The organism is Paraburkholderia sp. BR14312 (genome assembly GCF_040948675.1).
GTDB classification, from domain to species: Bacteria; Pseudomonadota; Gammaproteobacteria; order Burkholderiales; family Burkholderiaceae; genus Paraburkholderia; species Paraburkholderia nodosa_A.
The window spans coordinates 172,011-192,273 of the sequence record NZ_JBFPKI010000010.1; the positions used below are offsets into that span (position 1 = coordinate 172,011).

Sequence of the window (20,263 nt, forward strand, 5' to 3'; positions counted from 1 at the left end):
GCTTGCCTGTTAGCCGGTCGTATGTCGATCCAACGTCGGACAGCCGGATTCGATCCCACGCAAGATGTCGTTGCCAAGGAGAAGCCACCACGATGAAGTCGGCGTTTTCGTTTTTTCCCGCCTGGCCGTTGCAGCTCGACGGAATTTTCTGGGCCGGGCTCGCGCTGCTCGCCGCCGGTTTGTGCGGCGAGCTTTGTTATCGGGCGTGGCGCTTGCCGCGGATCTCGGGCTATGGGGTGATCGGGCTCATTGCCGGATCGGCCGGGTTCGGCGTGATCGACGCCGATGTCGGCACGGCCGCGCGGCCGCTGCTCGACGTCGCGCTCGGCCTGCTGCTGTTCGAACTGGGCAGCCGTCTCGACCTGCGCTGGATCCGCCGCAATCCCTGGCTCATCCTGTCGAGCCTTGCCGAGTCCTCGCTCACCTTCGTGCTCGTGCTCGCGGTGCTGCTGTTCCTTTCCGTGCCGACGATGATCGCGCTCGTCGTGTCGGCGATCGCCATGGCGACGTCGCCTGCCATGGTGATCCAGCTCAAGACTGAGCTGCGCGCAGAAGGCCAGGTCACGCAGCGCCTGCTCACGCTCACGGCGCTCAACAGCATGTATGCGGTGATCGTGGAAAAGCTCGCCTCGACCTGGCTGCATCAGGAGATGTACGGCAACGTGTTCGCGACGATCCTGCAGCCGCTTTATCTGCTGATCGGCTCGCTGATTCTCGCGTTCGTGCTCGCCCGTGCTTGCACGCTGTTTTACCGCCGGCTGAGCCCGCAGGACGAGCACTCGTTCGTCGCGCTCTTCGGCCTCGTGCTGCTGGCGATCGCCATTGCGCACCTGCTCAAGCTCTCGACGATCCTGAGCCTGCTTGCCGCGGGCATCATCGTGAAGAATCTGGAGCCGCGTCCGCAGCTGTGGCCGCAGCATTTCGGCACGGCCGGATGGCTGCTCACGGTGATTCTGTTCGTGCTCACGCTCACCGCCTTCGAGTGGCACGACATTCTCGTGGGCGGCGCGGCGGCGGCGGGGCTGATCGTCGCCCGTGTCGCGGCCAAGCTCGTCGGCGTGCTGATGTTCGCGAAGCCGAGCGGGCTGCACTGGAAGCAGGGTGTGGCGCTCGGCCTTGCCTTGACGCCGATGTCGGCACTCGCGCTGCTGCTCGTCGAGGACACCTACGAGCTCTATCCGACGTTCGATCCGCGCCTGCGCGCGATCATTCTTTGCTCGATCGTCGTGCTGCAGCTCTTCGGCCCCTGGGTGGTCTATCGCGCGCTCGCGCTCGTCGGCGAACGCGGCGAAAAATGAATCTCGCGGCGCGCGCGGCCGGCGGCTTGCGCGCGACGCCCCGACAGGAAACGCCATGTCACTTGAAACGTTTGTCGATTCGAAGCCGTTTACATTCGGCGTCGAACTCGAAATGCAGATCGTCAACACGCACGACTACGATCTGACCAAGGCGGGGAGCGACCTCATGCGCCTCGTCAAAGATCAGGAGATTCCGGGCAACATCACGCCCGAAATCACCGAAAGCATGATCGAACTCTCCACCGGCATCTGCACGAATCACGAGCAGGCTGTGGCCGATCTGCGCAAGATTCGCGACACGCTAGTCGCCGCGGCCGATCGTCTCAACGTCGGCCTGTGCGGCGGCGGTACCCACGCGTTCCAGCAATGGAGCGACCGGCGCATCGTCGATACGCCGCGCTTTCAGTATCTGTCCGAACTGTACGGCTACCTGGCGAAGCAGTTCACGGTGTTCGGCCAGCACGTGCATATCGGCTGCCCGGATGCGGACAGCGCGCTCTTCCTGCTGCACTCGCTTTCGCGCTTCATCCCGCATTTCATCGCGCTCTCGGCGTCGTCGCCCTATGTCCAGGGGGTGGACACCGGATTTCATTCGGCACGACTGAATTCCGTGTTCGCGTTTCCGCTGTCGGGCCGCGCGCCGTTCGTGCTGAGCTGGGAGGAGTTCAAGGAGTACTTCTCGAAGATGGTGCACACGGGTGTTGTCAACAGCATGAAAGACTTCTACTGGGACATCCGCCCGAAACCCGGCTTCGGTACGATCGAGGTGCGCGTGATGGATACGCCGCTTTCGGTGGAGCGCGCCGCCGCGATCGCCTGCTACATCCAGACGCTCGCGCGCCATCTGCTCACCGATCGACCGATCGCGCCGCTCGAGGACGACTACCTCGTGTACACGTTCAACCGATTCCAGGCGTGCCGCTTCGGCCTCGCCGGCACCTGCGTGAATCCGCAAACGGGCGAGCGCCGCACGATTTCCGAAGACATCCTCGAAACGCTGGACCGGATCGCCCCGCACGGCGAAGTGCTCGGCTCGACGCGCGCGCTCACCGAAATCGGCACGATCGCCCGTGCGCAGAACAACGACGCCACGTGGCTGCGCAGCGTGGTGGCCGAGGAAAAATCGCTGCATGAAGCGGTGCGCCAGCAGTGCCTGCGCTGGCGCGCCTGATGGGAATCGAAAAGAGGGAGCCGGCGGACAGACAGGACCACTGACCGATTTTTGCGGGGGGCAGGAGGTGTCGGAAGCACGCCCCGCGCCGGCAAAACAGGATGCAAGGGCAGCTTTCGGGCTGCCCTTCGTGCTTTGGGGGACCGGAAAACCGGCAGGCAGGGTGTGAAAAGCGGGCCAAAAAAGGGTTGCGTTGGTTCCGCACGCCAATTTTTTCGAGCTGGACGAAAATTTTTTTGCCGCCTTCGAGGTACCTGGGGGTTCTTATTTTTTTGACCTGGGTCCCGACATGGTCCATATTCAAGGTCAAATAGCCCAGGCCTTTGTGGGTAACCTTCGTTTTCCCTGCAAACTCAATGGACTACGTAATGATTGGTTAGGCCCGATCGGGCAGATTCCAGTTGCGTTCGAGACAGAAATCCGCGATAACCTGCATGGGTCGCGGGGCGACGACGGCGAGCAGCGAGGAACCTGTACACAAGGCAATAGCGTGCTTATCAACGGGTTATCCACAATTCACGTTGGATAAGTTAGCTGTGCGATTTGCCGCTCTCGCATAGAATGTCGGTTTGCTGCACTGGCGTCGGGACTTGAAGGATGTTTTCGGGGCCTGCGGCAAGAAACATGACAGTGCAACGCATACGATGACGTATGCGAAGCAGGATTTTTTGAGATGGTGCGGCGCTCGGGGAACCGGGCGCCAGCGTTCCCACAGGCCGTCGGTCAAAGCGGCGGCTGACGATGCAGCGCAAGCTGCCAATAACCAGCGAAAGACTATGAGCGAAGGCGTATACGGAGAGCAGGCAGCCGGGCGGGTGACCCATAGCCTGCTGCGACTTAGCACGGCAATGCGGAGCCAGGCGTGGGACTGGGCCGAAGGGGCAGGCCTCACGCCTACCCAGGGCGAAATTCTCGTGCTGCTGATGCAGCGTAAGGGGCCGATGCGCCTCGGCGAGATCGCGCGTGAAACGGCCCTCACGGCCGCGACCACCAGCGATGCGGTGAGCACGCTCGAAACCAAGGGGCTCGTCGAAAAGCGCCGTGCGCTCGACGACGGCCGCGCGCTCGCGGTGCGTCTCACCTCGCGCGGCCGCACGGCGGCGAAAAAGGCCTCGCAGTGGCCCGACTTCCTGTCGAAGGCGGTCGGCACGCTGAAGGCGGACGAGCAGTCCACGCTGTATCGCTCGCTGCTCAAGACGGTTTATCTGCTCGAATCGCAGGAAACCAGCCCGCAGCACCGCATGTGCCTGACCTGCTCGCATTTCGAGCCGAGCAAGAACCCGAAGAAGACGCCGCATCACTGCCAGCTCCTGAATATCGACATGGCTGACACGGATCTGCGTCTCGATTGCTCGGTCTACGAACAGGCCGACGTGACGACCCAGAAGAAAAACTGGAAGATCTTCGCGGTTTAAGGCCGAAGCTGCGCCGCCGCCCCCATGCGGGCGGCGCGCGCAACGCATGTAATGCACGGTAATGCAAAGCATCGCGCGGTCGTTGGCGTGCGGACTTTGCGTGCATCAAACGCGTGCATGGCAATTTGCGTAGTTCTCGCAAGTATTTGCCACAAGTATTTGCCACAAGTATTTGTCACGACCGTTGGCGCAAACGTTCGCAGGCGCCGTGAAAAAGCGGTGACGTGCATGCCGTCCACAGCCGACCCGGGAATGTGCCGATGAATCGCGAAGTATTGGCTGTGCGCCATGTCTATTTCGAGGACCTCGGCAGCTTCGAGCGCGTGCTCGGCGACCGCGGCCGCCCCGTGCGCTACGTCGATGTCGGCTTCGCCCGCGTCGGCGCGCTCAATCCCTTGTCGGCGTCGCTCATGGTCGTGCTCGGTGGACCGATCAACGCGTGCGACGACGCGCGCTATCCCACCCTCGTTCCCCTTGCCGCGATGATCGAAAAGCGCATCGCGGCGGGTCTGCCTACGCTCGGCATCTGCCTCGGCGCGCAGCTCATTGCGCGCGTGCTCGGGGCGCGCGTGTATGCGGGACCCCAGCCCGAGATCGGCTGGACGCCGCTCACGCTCACCGACGCCGGCCGCGCCTCGCCGCTGCAGCACCTCGACGGCGCGGCGACCTCCATGCTGCACTGGCATGGCGATACCTTCGATCTGCCGCAGGGCGCCACGCGGCTCGCTTCCACGCCGCTCTGCGAGAACCAGGCGTTTGCCTGGAGCGATAACGTGCTCGGCCTGCAGTGCCACCCCGAAGTGCGCGCCGACCGCTTCGAGCCCTGGCTGATCGGTCATGCCGCCGAAATCGCCGGCGCGGGCGTGGACGTGAACGCGCTGCGCGACGACACGGCGCGCCACGGGCCGCTCCTCGAAGCGCAGGCGAGCCGCATGTTCGGCGAATGGCTCGATGCCGTCGACGCCCAGATGGCCGCGCGCCAACCCTGACGCGCGCCTGAACCGAGCCTGATCCACTTCGCGCCGGCGCACGCGTCGTGTGCCTTGTCGAACGCGTGAAAAAAGCGCGTGCTATTCTCGGACGCTTCTGCCAACCGTCCGGGGACCTCCCATGAGCAAGCTCTTCAGTCCGCTCGAACTGCGTGGCGTGACGCTCCCCAATCGCATCGTCGTTTCGCCGATGTGCCAGTACTCCGCCGAGCGCGGCGAAGCCAACGACTGGCACATGATCCATCTCGGCCACCTGGCGCTTTCGGGCGCCGCGATGCTCTGCATCGAAGCGACGGCCGTCGAACCGGACGGCCGCATCACGCCGGGCTGTCTCGGCCTGTGGGACGACGTGACCGAAGCCGCACTCGAGCCCGTGATCGCCGCTATCCGCCGCCGCTCGCCGATCCGCATCGCCATGCAGATCTCGCACGCGGGTCGCAAGGCGTCGAGTCATGTGCCCTGGGAGGGCGGCCAGCTGATTCCGGTCGCCGACGGCGGGTGGCTGCCGCACGCGCCTTCGGCGCTCGCGCACAAGGAAGGCGAGGCGCCGCCGCTCGCACTCGACGTCGCGGGTCTGAATCGCGTGCGCGATGCGTTCGTGGCCACGGCGCGCCGCGCTGCGCGTCTTGGCATCGACGCCCTCGAAATCCACGCGGCGCACGGCTATTTGCTGCACCAATTTCTCTCGCCGATCGCGAACCAGCGCAGCGACGAATACGGCGGCTCGCGCGAAAACCGCATGCGCTTTCCGCTCGAAGTGTTCGACGCGGTGCGCGCCGAATTTCCTGCCGATCGCCCGATCGGCGTGCGCGTTTCGGCAACGGATTGGGTCGATGGCGGCTGGACTCCCGAGGACACCGTCGTCCTCGCGCAGGCGCTCAAGGCGCGCGGCGCGGACTGGATCGACGTGTCGTCGGGCGGCGTGTCGCCGCTGCAGAAGATCCCGCTCGAGCCCGGCTATCAGGTGCCGTTCGCGCGCAAGGTGAAGGCCGAAACGGGCATGACGACGATTGCGGTGGGCCTCATCACCGACGCCTTGCAGGCCAATCAGATCGTCGAAGACGGCGAAGCCGACATGATCGCGATGGCGCGCGCGATGCTCTACGATCCGCGCTGGCCATGGCACGCCGCGGCGCAACTCGGCGCGAGCGTGAGCGCGCCGCCGCAATACTGGCGCTCGCAACCGCGCGAGTTGAAGAAGCTGTTCGGCGAGACGACGCTCGGCCAGCGCTGAGACACGCTGCGCGTGGCGGTTTCTCACGGCGCATATGGGTTGAACGAAAGAGGCGCGAGCGTGTACGATGCCGTCTGTGGCGCGCCGGGCGTCGCATGAACGCGGCGCCCAATCGGCGCCGCGTTTGCGTACGGAGCGCGACGAGCCGGGATGCAAGGGCCGATGCAAGGCCAGGCAGATCGCCAGGCACGGCTTCATGAGAGAGCCGCGGGCGGCGCGCGGAGGGACAGGTTCCACGCCGCCTGTCATGACCGGGACAGTCTCCCCCAGTACTTCACAAGGATTCATTCAATGAGTGAACGCAGGATCGTCGTGCGCCAGTCGGGCGTGCACGGCAAGGGCGTGTTTGCGGCGGTCCCCATTGCGACCGGCGAACGACTGATCGAATACAAGGGCGAGCGCATCTCCTGGAAGGAAGCGCTGCGGCGTCATCCGCATAATCCTGACGAACCGAATCACACGTTCTATTTCGCGCTGGACGACGGTGACGTGATCGACGGCAAGGTGAAGGGCAACAGCGCGCGCTGGATCAATCATTCGTGCGCGCCGAATTGCGAAGCCGAGGAAATCGAAGGACACGTCTATATTCACGCGCTGCGCGATATCGCTGAAGGCGAGGAGCTTTTCTACGACTACGGCCTCGTGATCGACGCGAAGCAGACGAAGAAGCTCAAACGCGAATACGAATGCCGATGCGGCGCCCGCAAGTGTCGCGGCACGATGCTCGCGCCGCCCGACGACGACAAGTCCGGGAAGGGCGCGAAAGCGTCGAAAGGCAAGAGCAAAAAGAAGAAGTAAACGGCGCAGCGCGCGTCGCACCGTATCAAGCATAAGGGCCGCATGAGCGGCCCTTATCATTTTCCCGGCGCCTGCAGCGTCAGAGATCGATGCTCGCCTGGTGGCTCGGTTTCTTCTCGCGCGGCGCCTCGCCGGCCTCGACCGTATGCAGGTGGGCGGCCTCGAAGGCGGCGGCCTCCTTGCTGTCACTGCGGTCGTTGGCGTCCTTGCCGCCAGGGATGCCGCGATGCGCGAGCGGCACACGCACGATGAAACGCGCGCCGCCTTCGGGGGCATCTTCGTAATGCACACTTCCCCGGTGCAGCGTCATGATGTCGTGCACGATCGCGAGGCCCAAGCCCGCGCCGCTATCGACACCGCTTTCGCTCTGACCGTCGCCGCGGAAGAAGCGCTTGAAGAGATCCGCCTGCTGCGAAGCGGGCACGCCGCCGCCGTTGTCTTCCACGACGATCTCGGCCATCGGCACGCCGTCCGCGGAGGACTGCGAAACGGTGACGGTGATGCGCGCGCCTTCGAGACGCACGGGCGGCAAATACTTGAGCGCGTTGTCGAGCAGATTCGCGATGACCTCGTGCAGCAGCACGGGGTTGCCGCGCACCATCAACGGCGTGTCGTTTTCGGGATCGTCGAGGCGCTGGAAGCCGAGGTCGACGTGGCTCGCCAGCGCCCGCGGCACCCACTCGGCGCCTGTTTCGAAGGCGAGCGCGGCCATGTCGATATCGACGAAGCGCGCAGCCTGTTCACCCGGCTCCGCACGCGCGAGCGAAAGCAGTTGATTGGACAGACGCACCGCGCGGTCGGCGGCCGCACGCAGCTCGCGCACCGCGTCGGTGACCTTCTGCGGCTCGCGCGCGTTCACGGCCTGCTCGGCGTGCAGCTTCACCGCCGTGAGCGGCGTACGCAGCTGATGGGCGGCGTCGGCGATGAACTTGCGCTGCGCGTCGAGCGCGGTCTTCAGGCGGCCGAGCAGCGCGTTCAGCGCGCCCGTGAGCGGACGGATCTCGACGGGCACGTAGGTCTCGTCCACCGGTTCGAGGGACGTGTGCGTCTGGCGGTTGAGCGAGTCGGCGAGCGCGGTGAGCGGGTTGAGCTGCTGGTTGACCACGCGCCACACGATGACCCAGCCGGCGAGCAGCAGGAGCAGCAACGGCATCATGATCGCGACGAGAAACTCGGCCGCGATGCGAAAGCGATGGTGCACCGGCTGACCGACTTCCACGACGATCGGGTTGCCATGCGCCTGCGGCACGCGCACCTGGGCGACACGCACGGTTACGCCCTGATAGATCGTTTCGAACACGTACGCGTAGTGCATGCGGCGCACGTTGGTGCCCTGCAGCGGCAGGTCATGGTCGCCCGCGATTTCCGTTTCGCCGTTGCTGATGCGATAGACGAGGTGCTCGACGGGGTCGGAAAACATCGCCTGGGCGAGCGGCGGGACGGTATTGGCGGCATCGTCGCCGGCGATCTGGATCTGCCGGGAGATGGCCGTGGCGAGGTCGGCGAGTGAGCGGTCGACCACGTGCTGCGTGTACTGCCAGGCGAGCCAATAGGCGATCAGGCCGCTCATCAGCGCGAGCAGCGAAAGCGGGGCGGCGAGGCGCCGTAGCAGCGTGCGCCGCAGGCTCGTTGCGGCAGGTGAGGGCATGATGGCTTCGGGGCGAATGACGAATCGTAGGTGCGGCGGCGTGCGCGGCACGGGACCGATCCATTGTACGCGGGCCGCGGGCGTGGCGGCTGATGCGCCAGTGAGACGCCAGAAGCCGGCGCTTACAAGCGCAAACGGCGGCGGATTGCTCCGCCGCCGCTGGCTGCCCAGAAAAACGAGGCGGATCAGGCCGCCTGGCGGATTTCCTGCAGCAGATAGCCGAAGCCGCGCACCGTGACGATCTCGACACGGCAGTTTTCCAGCTTCTTGCGCACCCGGTGCACGTAGACTTCGATCGCGGTGTCGCCGAGGTCGCCGCCGAAGTGCGTGAGGTGGTCCTGCAGTTGCGCCTTGCTCACCACGCGGCCGTGACGCAGCAGCAGCATTTCGAGCACCGCGAACTCACGCGGCGAGAGTTCGAGCGGCTTGTCGTCGTTGAAGATGCGGCGATCGACGCCCGACAGGCGCACGCCGCCGAGCGACACTTCGGGGCGCGGCACGTCGCCGTGCGGCCCGCTGCGGCGCATCACGGCGCGAATGCGCGCTTCGAGCTCGGCCGGTTCGAACGGCTTGAGCATGTAGTCGTCGGCGCCGGAATTCAGGCCCTGGACGCGGTCGTTCAGTTCGTCGCGCGCGGTGAGCACGATCACGGGCGTATGCCGGTTGCTCTGGCGAAAGCGCGAAAGCAGCGTCATGCCGTCGATGCCCGGCAGCCCCAGATCGAGGATCACGAGCTCATGGCGATTTTGCGTGAGGGCCTGTTCGGCGAAGATGCCGTCGTGGACCATGTCGACCGTAAAGCCGGCTTGTTCGAGGCTGGACTGGATACCGCGTGCGATAGGGCGGTCGTCTTCGATCAGAAGGAGTCGCATGGGATTCGCTCAAGTACAATGGGTTTTAGCGTTCAGGCACGCAGTTCGCGAAGCGTCGCTTGCTGGTCTCGAGGCACAGCCCGACGGTTGCGCGATCACGATCCACATGTCCGATATTTCAATCACCGAACTCGAAGCCGCGATCAACTTCTGGCGCAACCGCTCGCCTTCGATTGGCGATGAACTCGCGTTGTGCCAGGAGGCAAGTGCGCTCTCCAAGCCTTATGCGCTGCTGATTGTACAGCGTCAGAACACGATATCACCGGAACGTTTAGACCCGATTGCCCGCGCTGCCTGGGAGTCTTACGTATCCATCAAGAATAGCCTTCAAAGCTGAAGGTTTGAAGGCCCCGCACCCTGCATTATGCTTTCACGGCGCGCTGTGCGCTCGCTGTGTGCACTCGCCGTGCGCACAGCGTACGCATGATTAGTACCGCTGCTTATGCGCTGAGCGGCCCCGGCGCGATCGAGTCGATGAAGCGCGCGAGTTCGATGTCGCGCGAGGTGAGGCCGTCGGCTTCGTGGGTGGAAAGCGTGATCTCCACACGGTTGTAGACGTTGAACCACTCGGGGTGGTGGTTCATCTCCTGCGCCTTGATGGCGACGCGCGTCATGAAGCCGAACGCTTCGTTGAAGTCGGCGAAGCGGAAATGGCGCTGGATCGCATCGCGGCCGGCGACGGCCTGCCAGCCGCGCAGGTCGGCGAGTTCGGATGCGCGCTCTTCGGATGTGAGTCGGTTGATCATCATTGCACCTGTATTGAGCTTGAGGCCCGGCGTGCGCCGTGAGCCGATCAGCCATTTTTTCACGTATGGGGCACGCGTGCGAGCGCTCGCATCAAGGAACGCGCGCGTGCTGCGGCGCAAAGCCCGCGTGTCGTTCAGACGTCGCCGTCGTCGAGCCAGCCCTCGCGCGTGCCGCGCGTGATGATCGTGTCGCTTTGCAGCACGTCGCCGGCCGCGTGCGGCTGCACCGCGATGAGCGCCGCCGGATCAGCCAGACGCGAAGCAATGCCCGCGCCCAGCGCGTCGAAAAGCTGCGCGAACGAGTCGATTACGAAGTAGGTCTTCTGGAACGTGTCGATGCGATAGCGCGTGCGCAGCACGCGGTCGAGGTCGAACGCGAGCCGGTTGGGCGCCGCGCTCTCCACGCTGTATAGCGTCTCGCCCTTGCTCGAGACGATGCCGGCGCCGTAGATCTTCACGCCGTAGGGTGCACTCGGGTCGCGCATCAAGCCGAACTCCACCGTGTACCAGTAGAGCCGCGCGAGCAACGGCAACGCGCGCTCCTCGACGCCGAGCGCAGCGCGGCCATAGACGTGAATCGCATCGGCGAAAGTGGGGTCGGTGAGCAGAGGGACATGGCCGAACAGGTCGTGGAAACAGTCGGGTTCGTCCAGATAGTCGAGCTGGTCGGGACGGCGCATCCACCAGGTGACCGGAAAGCGCCGGTTCGCCAGGTGCTCGAAGAAGATGCGCTCGGGCACGAGACCCGGCACGGCCACGATGCGCCATCCGGTTGCAGCCATCAGGCGCTCGCTCACCTGCGCGAAGGACGGAACGTGGGCAACGTTCAGGCCGATGCGCAACGCGCCTTCCATGAAGGCGTCGCAGGCGCGGCCTTCGAGCAGGGCGCGCTGGCGCCGGTAGAGGTGGTCCCAGACGGCGTGATCGGCCGCGCCGTAGCGCTCGCTCGGCTGGTCGATCGTGAAATCGGGACGGGTGGTGAGACCCGCTTCGAACTGCTCCTGCAGTTTCGCGGTGGCGGCGACCATGTTCGTAACGCTCCACTAAAAAGGCTTGCGGTCATGCAAGTCTAGAGCGGATGGCGCGCGGCATGTGCGCGTACTCCATGGGTTATGGCTGGTGTATGCAATAATCGAGCGCAATACAGTCAATTAATGCGGACTCCATTCATGCTTGAACTCGACCATTTCGATCTGGCGCTGCTCGACGTGCTGCAGCGCTTTGGCCGCGCCACCCATCAGCAGCTTGGCGAGCAGGTGCCGCTCTCGCCCTCGCAGATCGGCAGGCGGCTGCAGCGCCTCGAGGCGTCAGGGGTGATCGACGGCTATCGCGTGGTGCTGCGGCCCGAAAAGCTCGGGCTGGGCGTGACCGCGTTCACGAGCCTCAAGCTCAAGCATCATGGGGATTCGATCATCGAGCAGTTCCAGCAGCAGATCGACGTGCTGCCCGAAGTGCTCGAATGCCATGCCGTGGTGGGGGACGCCGATTATTTGCTGCGCATCGTCGCGCCCGATCTGAACGCGCTCTCGACCTTCGTCATGAAGAAGCTCATGCGCGTGCCCGGCGTGGACAGCGTGCGCTCGAACATCGTGCTCACCACGTTCAAGCGCAACGGGCCGCTGCCGCTCGGGCATCTGGAGCCGGGCGCGCCGGCGGCGTGAGTGGCATGGGAGGGAAGGCGTAGCGGGCCGCAAGGGCCCGCTATGCCAATTGCAGATGTCAGGCCGCGTTGGCCGTATTGAGCAGATCCACGTAAGCCACCGCGACGAGATCGCTTTCGTCCACGCCGAGCTTCGCGAACACCGCGTGCGCTTCGGCTTCGCCGCCTTGCTCGTCGTCCTCGGGGCCGAGCACCACTTCCAGTTCGACGAAGTCGCCGAGACCATCCACGCGGTCCAGATGGATGCGCGTGCGGCCCGCCAGATACACGTGGCGCTCCTTCGAGACGATGCCGCGCGTGGTGAGCGCCGTGGCGAGCAGTGAGTGCATGGCCTCGGCATTGGTGACGGGGCTGCGCGTGTAGTACGAGGCCTTCGGGCCGTCGCGGTCGTCGCGCTGATAGAAGATCAACTCGGGCGGCGTGCCGTCGTCGAACTGGCGCAGCTTCAGGCGGCCGCGCGGTACGTCATAGAAGAAGTCCTGCTGGCGAAAGATCAGCGGCGCTTCGGTGGCGAGCTGGGAAGCGCGGTCGCGCAAGGCGTCGAATTGACGAGCGCGGGCTTTGATTTCGATGTTGCGGGCCATGCAAGGCTCCTGTCGAACGAAGAGAACAAGGGGAACGATGGGAGAAGCGGGGAAACGCGCCGCGCAGGGTGAACACACCCGTGGGCGTGCCGAAAACGCGGAGCGGATTCCCAATCTATCAAAACTTGGGCGACAGCGCTGTTACGCGACCAGGCCTGCGCTTACGTCAGACATGAACGGGGCGCGCGCGTCTTCATGAGCGCGGCTCATATCGCCCACTGCGTTTCGATCGACTTCAGTGCCGCCGCGATGGTGGGCTCGTCGCGCCGCGCGGCGAGCGTGATGAAGGTGAGTTCCGTGGGCACCGTCACGCCTTCGACGATGGTGAGCCCGTGCGCGTGGGCTTCGGCGAGGGCCGTGGAATCCCGTGCGAGCGTGAGGCCCACGCCCGACTTGACGAGGTCGAGCATCGACGGCTCCTGGTCCACCTCCGCCACCTTCACCGGCTTGGCGTGCGCGGCCTCGAACAGCGTGGTGAGCAGGCGATTGTGCGCGGAGGCGGGCGGAGTCCAGATCCATGGCAGCGCGGCGAGTGCGCGCCAGTCGCGCGCATCCTTCACGCGGTCTTTCCAGCCTGCCGGCGCGAGCACGCGGTACTGGAAGCGCGTGAGCGTGATGGCGTGGAAGGTGTCGGGGTCGGGCACGGGCTGGCCGATGTAGTAGCCCACGTCGAGTTCGCGCGAGCGCACCTGGTCGAGCACCCAGCCCGACATGCCGTGGCGCAGCGCCGTTTCGATCTGCGGCCAGGTTTCGACGAGCTGGCGCAGAAAGCCGCCGAGGCGCAGGAACGCCGGATCGAGAATGGTGCCGATGCGCAAGCGCCCGCGGACTTCGTGGCGCAGCGCAGCAGCGGCGCGCTGGACGTCGCCGGCGGCGGCGAGCGCGCGTTCGGCGTGCGGCAGCAGCGCCTGGCCGTCGCGCGTGAGCGCGAGCCCGTGCGAGGTGCGAGTGAAGAGCGCGATGCCCAGCGCCTCCTGCAAATGCTTGATCTGCAGGCTCACGGCCGGCTGCGTGAGATGCAAATGGGTGGCCGCGCGCGTGAGGTTGCCCTCGCGCGCGACCGTGACAAACGCTCGGAGCAAGGTCAGGTCCATATCCTGATATTAAACCGCCTTATATCGCTGTTGAGCATTAATCATTGGATCGCGCCCCAGCCTCGCGATTACGCTACCTGGATTGAGGCTTCACGACAAAAGAGGCACACCCATGGGCGAGACACATCGAAACGAAGCCGGCGTCCACATGCTGACCCACTTCGTCAACGGCAAGCCGCTGGCTGGAACGAGCGAGCGTCATGGCGACGTTTTCAATCCGGCGTTCGGCAAAGTGAGCGCGCGCGTGCCGCTCGCCACCGTGGCGGAGGTCGACGCCGCCGTTGCCGCCGCGCAGGCAGCCTTTCCCGCGTGGGCGGAAATGGCGCCCATCAAGCGCGCGCGCATTCTCTTCAAGTTCAAGGATCTGCTCGACCAGCATCACGACGAACTCGCCGAACTCATTACGCGCGAACACGGCAAGGTGTTCTCCGACGCCAAGGGCGAGGTGATGCGCGGCATCGAGGTGGTCGAGTTCGCGTGCGGCATTCCCAATCTGCTGAAGACCGATTTCACCGACCAGATCGGCGGGGGCATCGACAACTGGAATCTGCGCCAGCCGCTGGGCGTCGTCGCCGGCATCACGCCGTTCAACTTCCCGATGATGGTGCCGTGCTGGATGTTCCCGATCGCGCTCGCGTGCGGCAACACGTTCGTGCTGAAGCCTTCGGAGCGCGATCCTTCCGCTTCGGTGCGGCTTGCCGAACTGCTCAAGGAAGCGGGGCTGCCCGACGGCGTGTTCAACGTCGTGCATGGCGACAAGGTGGCCGTGGACGCGCTGCTTGCGCATCCGGACGTCACCGCGCTGTCGTTCGTCGGCTCGACGCCGATCGCGGAGTACATCTACACGGAAGGCACGAGACACGGCAAGCGTGTGCAGGCGCTGGGCGGCGCGAAGAATCACCTCGTCGTGATGCCCGACGCGGACCTCGACCAGGCCGTCGACGCGCTGATCGGTGCGGCCTATGGCTCGGCCGGCGAGCGCTGCATGGCGATTTCGGTGGCGGTGGCCGTGGGCCATATCGCCGACGAACTCGTCGAGCGGCTCTCGCCGCGCGTGAAGGCGCTGCAGATCGGCAGCGGCATGGACGGCGCCTCGGAAATGGGGCCGCTCGTCACGGGCGTGCATCGCGCGAAAGTGCAGGGCTATATCGAGGCCGGCGTGGCGGCGGGCGCGAAGCTCGTCGTGGACGGGCGCGGCCACAAGGTGGATGGTCATGAGGAGGGCTTCTTCCTCGGCGGCACGCTGTTCGACGACGTGAAGACCGACATGACGATCTACAAGGAAGAGATCTTCGGTCCGGTGCTGTCGGTCGTGCGCGTGCCCGATTTCGCGAGCGCCGTCGAGTTGATCAACGCACACGAATTCGCCAACGGCGTGTCGTGCTACACCTCGGACGGCGGCGTTGCGCGCGCCTTCTCGCGCCAGATCAAGGTGGGCATGGTGGGCATCAACGTGCCGATTCCGGTGCCGATGGCATGGCACTCGTTCGGCGGCTGGAAGCGCTCGCTGTTCGGCGATCACCATGCGTACGGCGAGGAAGGCGTGCGCTTCTATACACGCTACAAGAGCATCATGCAACGCTGGCCCGACAGCATCGCCAAGGGCGCGGAGTTCACCATGCCGGTGGCGAAGTAGGCGGCCGGGAGCCGGGCGGTTCGAAAGGAATCCGAAGCGTTCGATGCCGTCCGGCGCAGTAATCGCAGTCCAAAAATACAACATAAAGAGAGCAGTCATCGCTGGAGACACATCATGCCTGCACCGAGCGAAGCTCAGGCCGCGCGCCGCCTCGAAGGCGAATTCGACTACGTGATCGTTGGCGCGGGCACCGCGGGCTGCGTGCTCGCCAATCGCCTGACCGAGGACGCGGACGTTTCCGTGCTGCTCATCGAGGCGGGCGGCGCGGACGACTATCACTGGATCCACATTCCCGTGGGCTACCTGTATTGCATCGGCAATCCGCGCACGGACTGGCTCTACAAGACCGCCGCCGAAAAAGGCCTCAACGGCCGCTCGCTTTCGTACCCGCGCGGGCGCGTGCTGGGCGGTTCGTCGTCGATCAACGGCATGATCTACATGCGCGGCCAGCGCGAAGACTACGACAACTGGGCGCGCGAGACCGGCGATTCCGGCTGGTCGTGGGACAGCGTGCTGCCCGTGTTCCGTCGCAGCGAAGACCATCACGGCGGCGCGAGTGAGTTTCACGGCGCGGGCGGCCAATGGCGCGTGGAGAAGCAGCGCCTGCGCTGGCAGATTCTCGAATCGTTCGCGCGCGCCGCGCAGGAGCAGGGCATTGCCGCCACCGACGACTTCAATCGCGGCGACAACAGCGGCGTGGGCTATTTCGAAGTGAACCAGAAGCGCGGCGTGCGCTGGAATGCGTCGAAGGCGTTCTTGCGCGCGGCGATGAAGCGGCCCAACCTCACGGTCGTCACCGGCGCGCTCACGCAGCGGGTGATCTTCGAAGGCAAGCGCTGCGTGGGCGTGGAGTATCGCGGCGACGTCGACTACGTCGCGCGGGCACGTTGTGAAGTGATCCTGAGCGCCGGTGCCGTGAATTCGCCGCAATTGCTCGAGCTTTCTGGCATCGGCGACGCTGCCCGGCTCGCGCAGCTCGGCATTGGCGTCGTGCAGGATCTGCGCGGTGTGGGCGAGAACCTTCAGGACCATCTGCAATTGCGCATGGCGTTTCGCGTGAACGGCGTGCGTACGCTCAACACGGCCTCCGCGCACTGGTGGGGCAAGCTGATGATCGCCATGCAGTACGCGTTCTTCCAGAGCGGGCCCATGTCGATGGCGCCCTCGCAGCTCGGCGCATTCGCGAAATCGGACCCGAGCGATCCCACGCTCACGCGGCCCGACCTCCAGTATCACGTGCAGCCGCTTTCGCTCGACCGCTTCGGCGAGCCGCTGCATCGCTTCAACGCGTTCACCGCCTCGGTGTGCAACCTGCGGCCCACGTCGCGCGGCAGCATCCACGCCGTGTCGGCGGACCCGTCGCAGCCGCCTGCGATCGCGCCCAATTATCTGTCGACCGATCGCGACCTGCGCGTGGCGGCCAACGCGATACGGCTCACGCGGCGCATCGCGGCTTCGGGCGCGCTCGCGCGCTACCAGCCGCATGAGATTCTGCCGGGGCTCGCGTTCCAGACTGAGGAGCAGCTGCGCGAGGCGGCGGGCAATGTCGGCACGACGATTTTTCATCCCGTCGGCACCTGCCGCATGGGCCGCGCCGACGACCCCGACGCCGTGGTCGACGCGCGCCTGCGTGTGCGCGGCGTGGAGGGCCTGCGCGTGGTGGACGCCTCGGTCATGCCGACCATTACCTCGGGAAACACGAATTCGCCGACGCTGATGATCGCGGAGCGCGCCGCCGAGATGCTGCGCGCCGACCGCCGCGAGGCTTCGCGTGCGCAAACGGAGGCCGCCGCCGGTGTCACGCTGACGACCGCCTGAGGGCATGGAGCGACGCGCAAGATAGCGTCGATTCGAAGACTATGTGGGACGCGAGCGCAAGCGCTTCCGCTCGCGTGCTTTTGTACGTCTGTGAGTTTCGGGTTTGCGGTGATCGTGCGCCTAACATGTGGGCATCTTTCTTCGTACTGTCGTCAACTTCCGGTTGTAATGTTCGCTGTCCTTGTGGCGCTCCCTTAAGTGCAAATCCCAATGATTGCGCTGCATCATTGGCGAGACAATGACGCGAAAGTCGGCAGGCGCGCGTTGCGCGCATCGGGAGGCGCGCCGCCACGTCCGCGCCGGACCTCACCGTGCACCACGAGTCACGGACGGTCTGCAGTGTTACGCCTTACCACGCTCGGAAGGGGACATGATTCTCGGCGACACGATTCTGGAGACGCGCGACCTCACGAAACAGTTCAAGGGCTTTACGGCCGTGAACGGCGTGAACCTGCGCGTGTGCCGCGGCTCGATCCATGCACTGATCGGACCGAACGGCGCAGGCAAGACCACCTGCTTCAATCTCCTCACCAAATTCCTCGTGCCCAGCGCGGGGCGCATCGTTTTCAACGGCATCGACATTACGCATGAGCGGCCCGCGCAGATCGCGCGGCGCGGCATCATCCGCTCGTTCCAGATTTCGGCCGTATTTCCGCACCTCACGGCGCTCCAGAACGTGCGCGTGGGGTTGCAGCGCTCGCTCGGCACCGCCTACCACTTCTGGAAGAGCGAACGCACGCTCGCGGAGCTCAACGATCGCGCGATGGATCTGCTCACGCAGGTGGGCCTCACCGATTTCGCCGATGTGCCCACGGTCGAGCTCGCCTATGGCCGCAAGCGCGCGCTGGAAATCGCCACGACGCTCGCGATGGAGCCCGAGCTGATGCTGCTCGACGAACCGACCCAGGGCATGGGCCACGAAGACGTGGACCGCGTGACGGCGCTCATCAAGAAAGTATCGAGCGGGCGCACGATCCTCATGGTCGAGCACAACATGAACGTGATTGCCGGCATCTCCGACACCATTACGGTGCTTCAGCGCGGCGAGGTGCTCGCCGAAGGCAGCTACGCCGAAGTCTCGAAGAACCCGCTCGTCGCCGAGGCCTATATGGGCAGTGCGGACGCTGCCCTTACGGGGGCGCACGCATGAATACGGTCACCGAACGCGAGACGACTGCGGCCGCCGGCGCGACCGAGAGCGCGAAGGCGCTGGAGATTGCGGGGCTGCAGGCGTGGTATGGCGAGTCGCACATCCTGCACGGCGTGGATCTGTCCGTCGGGCGCGGCGAGGTCGTGACACTGCTCGGGCGCAACGGCGCGGGGCGCACGACGACGCTGCGCGCCATCATGGGGCTCACCGGCCGGCGCACGGGCTCGATCCGGATTGGCGGGCGCGAGACCATCCAGATGCCCACCTATCGCATCGCGCACTGCGGCGTGGGGTATTGCCCCGAGGAACGCGGCATTTTCGCGAGCCTCTCGTGTGAAGAGAATCTGCTCCTGCCGCCGCACATCGGCACGAAAGGGGCGAAGTTGGCGCAGGGCATGTCGCTCGACGAGATCTACGCGATGTTTCCCAATCTCGCCGAACGGCGCAACAGCCAGGGCACACGGCTTTCCGGTGGCGAGCAGCAGATGCTCGCCGTGGCGCGCATCCTGCGCACGGGCGCGAACCTGCTGCTGCTCGACGAGATATCCGAAGGGCTGGCGCCGGTGATCGTTCAAACGCTCGCGCGCATGATCCTCACGCTGAAGTCGCGCGGCTACACGATCGTGATGGTCGAGCAGAACTTCCGCTTTGCGGCGCCGCTCGCGGACCGCTTTTACGTGATGGAGCACGGGCGTATCGTCGAGCACTTCGGCACTGCCGAACTCGAGGGAAAGATGCCGGTGCTGCACGACCTGCTGGGCGTTTAATTTTTTTGATCTGGTTTTGCGCGCGACGTGAGCGTGAGATGAGCGCCGCGCGAATCGCTTTGCCTCCGATGTTCATGGAGTATTCCTGATAATTACGCAACCAAGGAAGGAGACTGCAATGAAGAAAACCACGTTCGCGCGGCTCGCGGGCCTTTTTGCCGCCTCGGCAGCTGCGATGGCGTTCAGCGCGGGGAGCGCGCAGGCCGCCGACGACGCGGTGAAGATCGGCTTCATCACGGACATGTCCGGCCTTTACGCCGACGACGACGGCCAGGGCGGCCTCACGGCGATCAAGATGGCGGTCGCGGACTTCGGCGGCAAGGTGCTCGGCAAGCCGATCCAGATCGAGTACGCCGATCACCAGAACAAGGCCGACATCGCCGCCTCGAAGGCGCGCGAATGGTTCGACCGTGACGGGCTCACCATGCTGCTCGGCGGCACGAACTCGGCGACGGCGCTGGCGATGAACCAGGTCGCGCAAGAGAAGAAGAAGGTGTACTTCAACACGGGCGCGGGCACGGACGCCCTGACGAACGAGCAGTGCACGCCGTACACGGTCCACTACGGCTATGACACGGTCGCGCTCGCGAAGGGCACGGGCCTCGCGGTGCTCAAGCAGGGCGGCAAGAGCTGGTTCTTCCTGACCGCAGACTACGCGTTCGGCAAGTCGCTCGAGAAGAACACCGCGGACGTCGTGAAGGCGAACGGCGGCCAGGTGCTCGGCGAAGTGCGCCATCCGCTCTCGGCGTCGGACTTCTCGTCGTTCCTGCTGCAGGCGCAAGCCTCGAAGGCGCAGATCCTCGGCCTCGCGAACGCGGGTGGCGACACGGTCAACGCGATCAAGGCCGCGAAGGAATTCGGCATCAACAAGACGATGAAGACCGCGGCGCTACTGATGTTCCTGCCCGACGTGCACAGCCTTGGGCTCGACACCACACAGGGCCTCGTGCTGACGACCGGCTGGTACTGGGACCAGAACGACGACACGCGCAAGTGGGCGCAGCGCTACTTCGACCAGACGAAGAAGATGCCGTCCGAACTGCAGGCGGCTGACTATTCGGCGGTGACGAACTATCTGAAGGCGGTGCAGGCGGCCGGCACGACGGACTCCGACAAGGTCATGGAGCAGCTCAAGAAGACCAAGGTCAACGACTTCTATACCAAGGGCGGCTACATTCGCCAGGACGGCGTGCTGATCCACGACATGTATCTCGTCGAGGTGAAGAAGCCGTCGGAGTCGAAGAAGCCGTGGGACTACTACAAGGTGCTGCAGACGATCCCGGGCGAGCAGGCCTATACGACGAAGCAGGAGAGCAAGTGCGCGCTGTGGAAGTAAGCGCGAGCGCGTAAATGCTGCAGTCGGATGCCGCGCCCGGCGCCCCG

The 20,263-nt window shown here is 65.1% G+C and carries 19 protein-coding genes; 13 read left to right on the forward strand and 6 right to left on the reverse strand.

All coding sequences use genetic code 11. The features are described from left to right. The first annotated feature begins 92 nt into the window (after window positions 1–92). The 6 genes from AB3X98_RS27010 to AB3X98_RS27035 all read left to right on the forward strand — a co-directional run bounded on the left by AB3X98_RS27010 (window position 93) and on the right by AB3X98_RS27035 (window position 6,905). Complete coding sequence (locus AB3X98_RS27010) at window positions 93–1,298, forward strand: cation:proton antiporter (protein ID WP_069264496.1); 1,206 nt, start codon at window positions 93–95, stop codon at window positions 1,296–1,298. A 55-nt stretch (window positions 1,299–1,353) separates the two neighbouring features. Further along, window positions 1,354–2,469, forward strand: a complete 1,116-nt coding sequence (locus AB3X98_RS27015; RefSeq protein WP_069264494.1) for a YbdK family carboxylate-amine ligase — start codon at window positions 1,354–1,356, stop codon at window positions 2,467–2,469. 776 nt (window positions 2,470–3,245) lie between these two features. Further along, the gene (locus AB3X98_RS27020; protein WP_069264492.1) at window positions 3,246–3,884 is read left to right on the forward strand and encodes a MarR family winged helix-turn-helix transcriptional regulator; all 639 of its coding nucleotides are present in this window, start codon (window positions 3,246–3,248) and stop codon (window positions 3,882–3,884) included. Between the two features lie 260 nt (window positions 3,885–4,144). Beyond that, a complete protein-coding gene (locus tag AB3X98_RS27025) occupies window positions 4,145–4,873 on the forward strand; it encodes a glutamine amidotransferase (RefSeq protein WP_342949157.1) in 729 nt (242 codons plus the stop codon). Between the two features lie 121 nt (window positions 4,874–4,994). Next, a complete protein-coding gene (locus AB3X98_RS27030; RefSeq protein ID WP_368603735.1) occupies window positions 4,995–6,107 on the forward strand; it encodes an NADH:flavin oxidoreductase/NADH oxidase in 1,113 nt (370 codons plus the stop codon). A gap of 291 nt (window positions 6,108–6,398) precedes the next feature. Next, complete coding sequence (locus AB3X98_RS27035) at window positions 6,399–6,905, forward strand: SET domain-containing protein (RefSeq protein WP_069264486.1); 507 nt, start codon at window positions 6,399–6,401, stop codon at window positions 6,903–6,905. Between the two features lie 79 nt (window positions 6,906–6,984). Here AB3X98_RS27035 and AB3X98_RS27040 read toward each other — a convergent pair whose 3' ends face one another. Both AB3X98_RS27040 and AB3X98_RS27045 read right to left on the reverse strand, forming a co-directional pair. After that, on the reverse strand, window positions 6,985–8,553 hold the full coding sequence (locus tag AB3X98_RS27040; RefSeq protein ID WP_368603734.1) for a sensor histidine kinase: 1,569 nt from the start codon (window positions 8,551–8,553) through the stop codon (window positions 6,985–6,987). Window positions 8,554–8,738: 185 nt separating this feature from the next. Next, on the reverse strand, window positions 8,739–9,425 hold the full coding sequence (locus AB3X98_RS27045) for a response regulator transcription factor (protein WP_027815974.1): 687 nt from the start codon (window positions 9,423–9,425) through the stop codon (window positions 8,739–8,741). A gap of 106 nt (window positions 9,426–9,531) precedes the next feature. Here AB3X98_RS27045 and AB3X98_RS27050 point away from each other — a divergent pair, with 106 nt between their 5' ends. Continuing rightward, window positions 9,532–9,762 carry a DUF3717 domain-containing protein gene (locus AB3X98_RS27050; RefSeq protein WP_069264749.1) on the forward strand — a complete coding sequence of 77 codons (231 nt, stop codon included), beginning with the start codon at window positions 9,532–9,534 and terminating at the stop codon, window positions 9,760–9,762. A gap of 103 nt (window positions 9,763–9,865) precedes the next feature. Here the strand turns inward: AB3X98_RS27050 and AB3X98_RS27055 are convergent, their stop codons facing one another. After that, window positions 9,866–10,219: a 4a-hydroxytetrahydrobiopterin dehydratase gene (locus AB3X98_RS27055; RefSeq protein WP_256094713.1), complete on the reverse strand. Its 354-nt coding sequence runs from the start codon at window positions 10,217–10,219 to the stop codon at window positions 9,866–9,868. A gap of 86 nt (window positions 10,220–10,305) precedes the next feature. After that, entirely contained in the window at window positions 10,306–11,199 is an 894-nt protein-coding gene (phhA, locus tag AB3X98_RS27060) for a phenylalanine 4-monooxygenase (RefSeq protein WP_368603733.1), read from the reverse strand. Window positions 11,200–11,340: 141 nt separating this feature from the next. Between phhA and AB3X98_RS27065 the strand changes: the two genes are divergently transcribed. Further along, a complete protein-coding gene (locus AB3X98_RS27065) occupies window positions 11,341–11,832 on the forward strand; it encodes an Lrp/AsnC family transcriptional regulator (protein ID WP_028203286.1) in 492 nt (163 codons plus the stop codon). Window positions 11,833–11,890: 58 nt separating this feature from the next. Here the strand turns inward: AB3X98_RS27065 and AB3X98_RS27070 are convergent, their stop codons facing one another. Together AB3X98_RS27070 and AB3X98_RS27075 are read right to left on the reverse strand one after the other, a co-directional pair. Next, window positions 11,891–12,415, reverse strand: a complete 525-nt coding sequence (locus AB3X98_RS27070; RefSeq protein WP_069264482.1) for a class IV adenylate cyclase — start codon at window positions 12,413–12,415, stop codon at window positions 11,891–11,893. Between the two features lie 206 nt (window positions 12,416–12,621). Continuing rightward, a complete protein-coding gene (locus AB3X98_RS27075) occupies window positions 12,622–13,509 on the reverse strand; it encodes a LysR family transcriptional regulator (RefSeq protein WP_368603732.1) in 888 nt (295 codons plus the stop codon). Window positions 13,510–13,621: 112 nt separating this feature from the next. Between AB3X98_RS27075 and AB3X98_RS27080 the strand changes: the two genes are divergently transcribed. From AB3X98_RS27080 to AB3X98_RS27100, 5 genes are all read left to right on the forward strand, one after another. Continuing rightward, a complete protein-coding gene (locus AB3X98_RS27080) occupies window positions 13,622–15,145 on the forward strand; it encodes a CoA-acylating methylmalonate-semialdehyde dehydrogenase (protein WP_368603731.1) in 1,524 nt (507 codons plus the stop codon). 114 nt (window positions 15,146–15,259) lie between these two features. Continuing rightward, window positions 15,260–16,963, forward strand: a complete 1,704-nt coding sequence (locus tag AB3X98_RS27085; RefSeq protein ID WP_368603730.1) for a GMC family oxidoreductase — start codon at window positions 15,260–15,262, stop codon at window positions 16,961–16,963. A gap of 370 nt (window positions 16,964–17,333) precedes the next feature. Further along, window positions 17,334–18,113 (forward strand): ABC transporter ATP-binding protein, encoded by a 780-nt coding sequence (locus tag AB3X98_RS27090; RefSeq protein WP_028203291.1) that lies wholly within the window; start codon window positions 17,334–17,336, stop codon window positions 18,111–18,113. Beyond that, complete coding sequence (locus AB3X98_RS27095) at window positions 18,110–18,880, forward strand: ABC transporter ATP-binding protein (RefSeq protein WP_069264471.1); 771 nt, start codon at window positions 18,110–18,112, stop codon at window positions 18,878–18,880. The genes AB3X98_RS27090 and AB3X98_RS27095 overlap by 4 nt, the downstream gene beginning before the upstream one ends. A gap of 118 nt (window positions 18,881–18,998) precedes the next feature. Further along, a complete protein-coding gene (locus tag AB3X98_RS27100; protein ID WP_069264469.1) occupies window positions 18,999–20,216 on the forward strand; it encodes an ABC transporter substrate-binding protein in 1,218 nt (405 codons plus the stop codon). Window positions 20,217–20,263: the final 47 nt, after the last annotated feature.

What these genes read in the sequence shown, in the direction of transcription:
- AB3X98_RS27020 (WP_069264492.1), top strand. Translation starts at nt 3,246, where the DNA reads ATGAGCGAAGGCGTATACGGAGAGCAGGCAGCCGGGCGGGTGACCCAT.
- AB3X98_RS27010 (WP_069264496.1), top strand. Translation starts at nt 93, where the DNA reads ATGAAGTCGGCGTTTTCGTTTTTTCCCGCCTGGCCGTTGCAGCTCGAC.
- AB3X98_RS27075 (WP_368603732.1), bottom strand. Translation starts at nt 13,509, where the DNA reads ATGGACCTGACCTTGCTCCGAGCGTTTGTCACGGTCGCGCGCGAGGGC.
- AB3X98_RS27045 (WP_027815974.1), bottom strand. Translation starts at nt 9,425, where the DNA reads ATGCGACTCCTTCTGATCGAAGACGACCGCCCTATCGCACGCGGTATC.
- AB3X98_RS27085 (WP_368603730.1), top strand. Translation starts at nt 15,260, where the DNA reads ATGCCTGCACCGAGCGAAGCTCAGGCCGCGCGCCGCCTCGAAGGCGAA.
- AB3X98_RS27070 (WP_069264482.1), bottom strand. Translation starts at nt 12,415, where the DNA reads ATGGCCCGCAACATCGAAATCAAAGCCCGCGCTCGTCAATTCGACGCC.
- AB3X98_RS27025 (WP_342949157.1), top strand. Translation starts at nt 4,145, where the DNA reads ATGAATCGCGAAGTATTGGCTGTGCGCCATGTCTATTTCGAGGACCTC.
- AB3X98_RS27090 (WP_028203291.1), top strand. Translation starts at nt 17,334, where the DNA reads ATGATTCTCGGCGACACGATTCTGGAGACGCGCGACCTCACGAAACAG.
- phhA (WP_368603733.1), bottom strand. Translation starts at nt 11,199, where the DNA reads ATGGTCGCCGCCACCGCGAAACTGCAGGAGCAGTTCGAAGCGGGTCTC.
- AB3X98_RS27095 (WP_069264471.1), top strand. Translation starts at nt 18,110, where the DNA reads ATGAATACGGTCACCGAACGCGAGACGACTGCGGCCGCCGGCGCGACC.
- AB3X98_RS27040 (WP_368603734.1), bottom strand. Translation starts at nt 8,553, where the DNA reads ATGCCCTCACCTGCCGCAACGAGCCTGCGGCGCACGCTGCTACGGCGC.
- AB3X98_RS27065 (WP_028203286.1), top strand. Translation starts at nt 11,341, where the DNA reads ATGCTTGAACTCGACCATTTCGATCTGGCGCTGCTCGACGTGCTGCAG.
- AB3X98_RS27015 (WP_069264494.1), top strand. Translation starts at nt 1,354, where the DNA reads ATGTCACTTGAAACGTTTGTCGATTCGAAGCCGTTTACATTCGGCGTC.
- AB3X98_RS27080 (WP_368603731.1), top strand. Translation starts at nt 13,622, where the DNA reads ATGGGCGAGACACATCGAAACGAAGCCGGCGTCCACATGCTGACCCAC.
- AB3X98_RS27030 (WP_368603735.1), top strand. Translation starts at nt 4,995, where the DNA reads ATGAGCAAGCTCTTCAGTCCGCTCGAACTGCGTGGCGTGACGCTCCCC.
- AB3X98_RS27100 (WP_069264469.1), top strand. Translation starts at nt 18,999, where the DNA reads ATGAAGAAAACCACGTTCGCGCGGCTCGCGGGCCTTTTTGCCGCCTCG.
- AB3X98_RS27050 (WP_069264749.1), top strand. Translation starts at nt 9,532, where the DNA reads ATGTCCGATATTTCAATCACCGAACTCGAAGCCGCGATCAACTTCTGG.
- AB3X98_RS27035 (WP_069264486.1), top strand. Translation starts at nt 6,399, where the DNA reads ATGAGTGAACGCAGGATCGTCGTGCGCCAGTCGGGCGTGCACGGCAAG.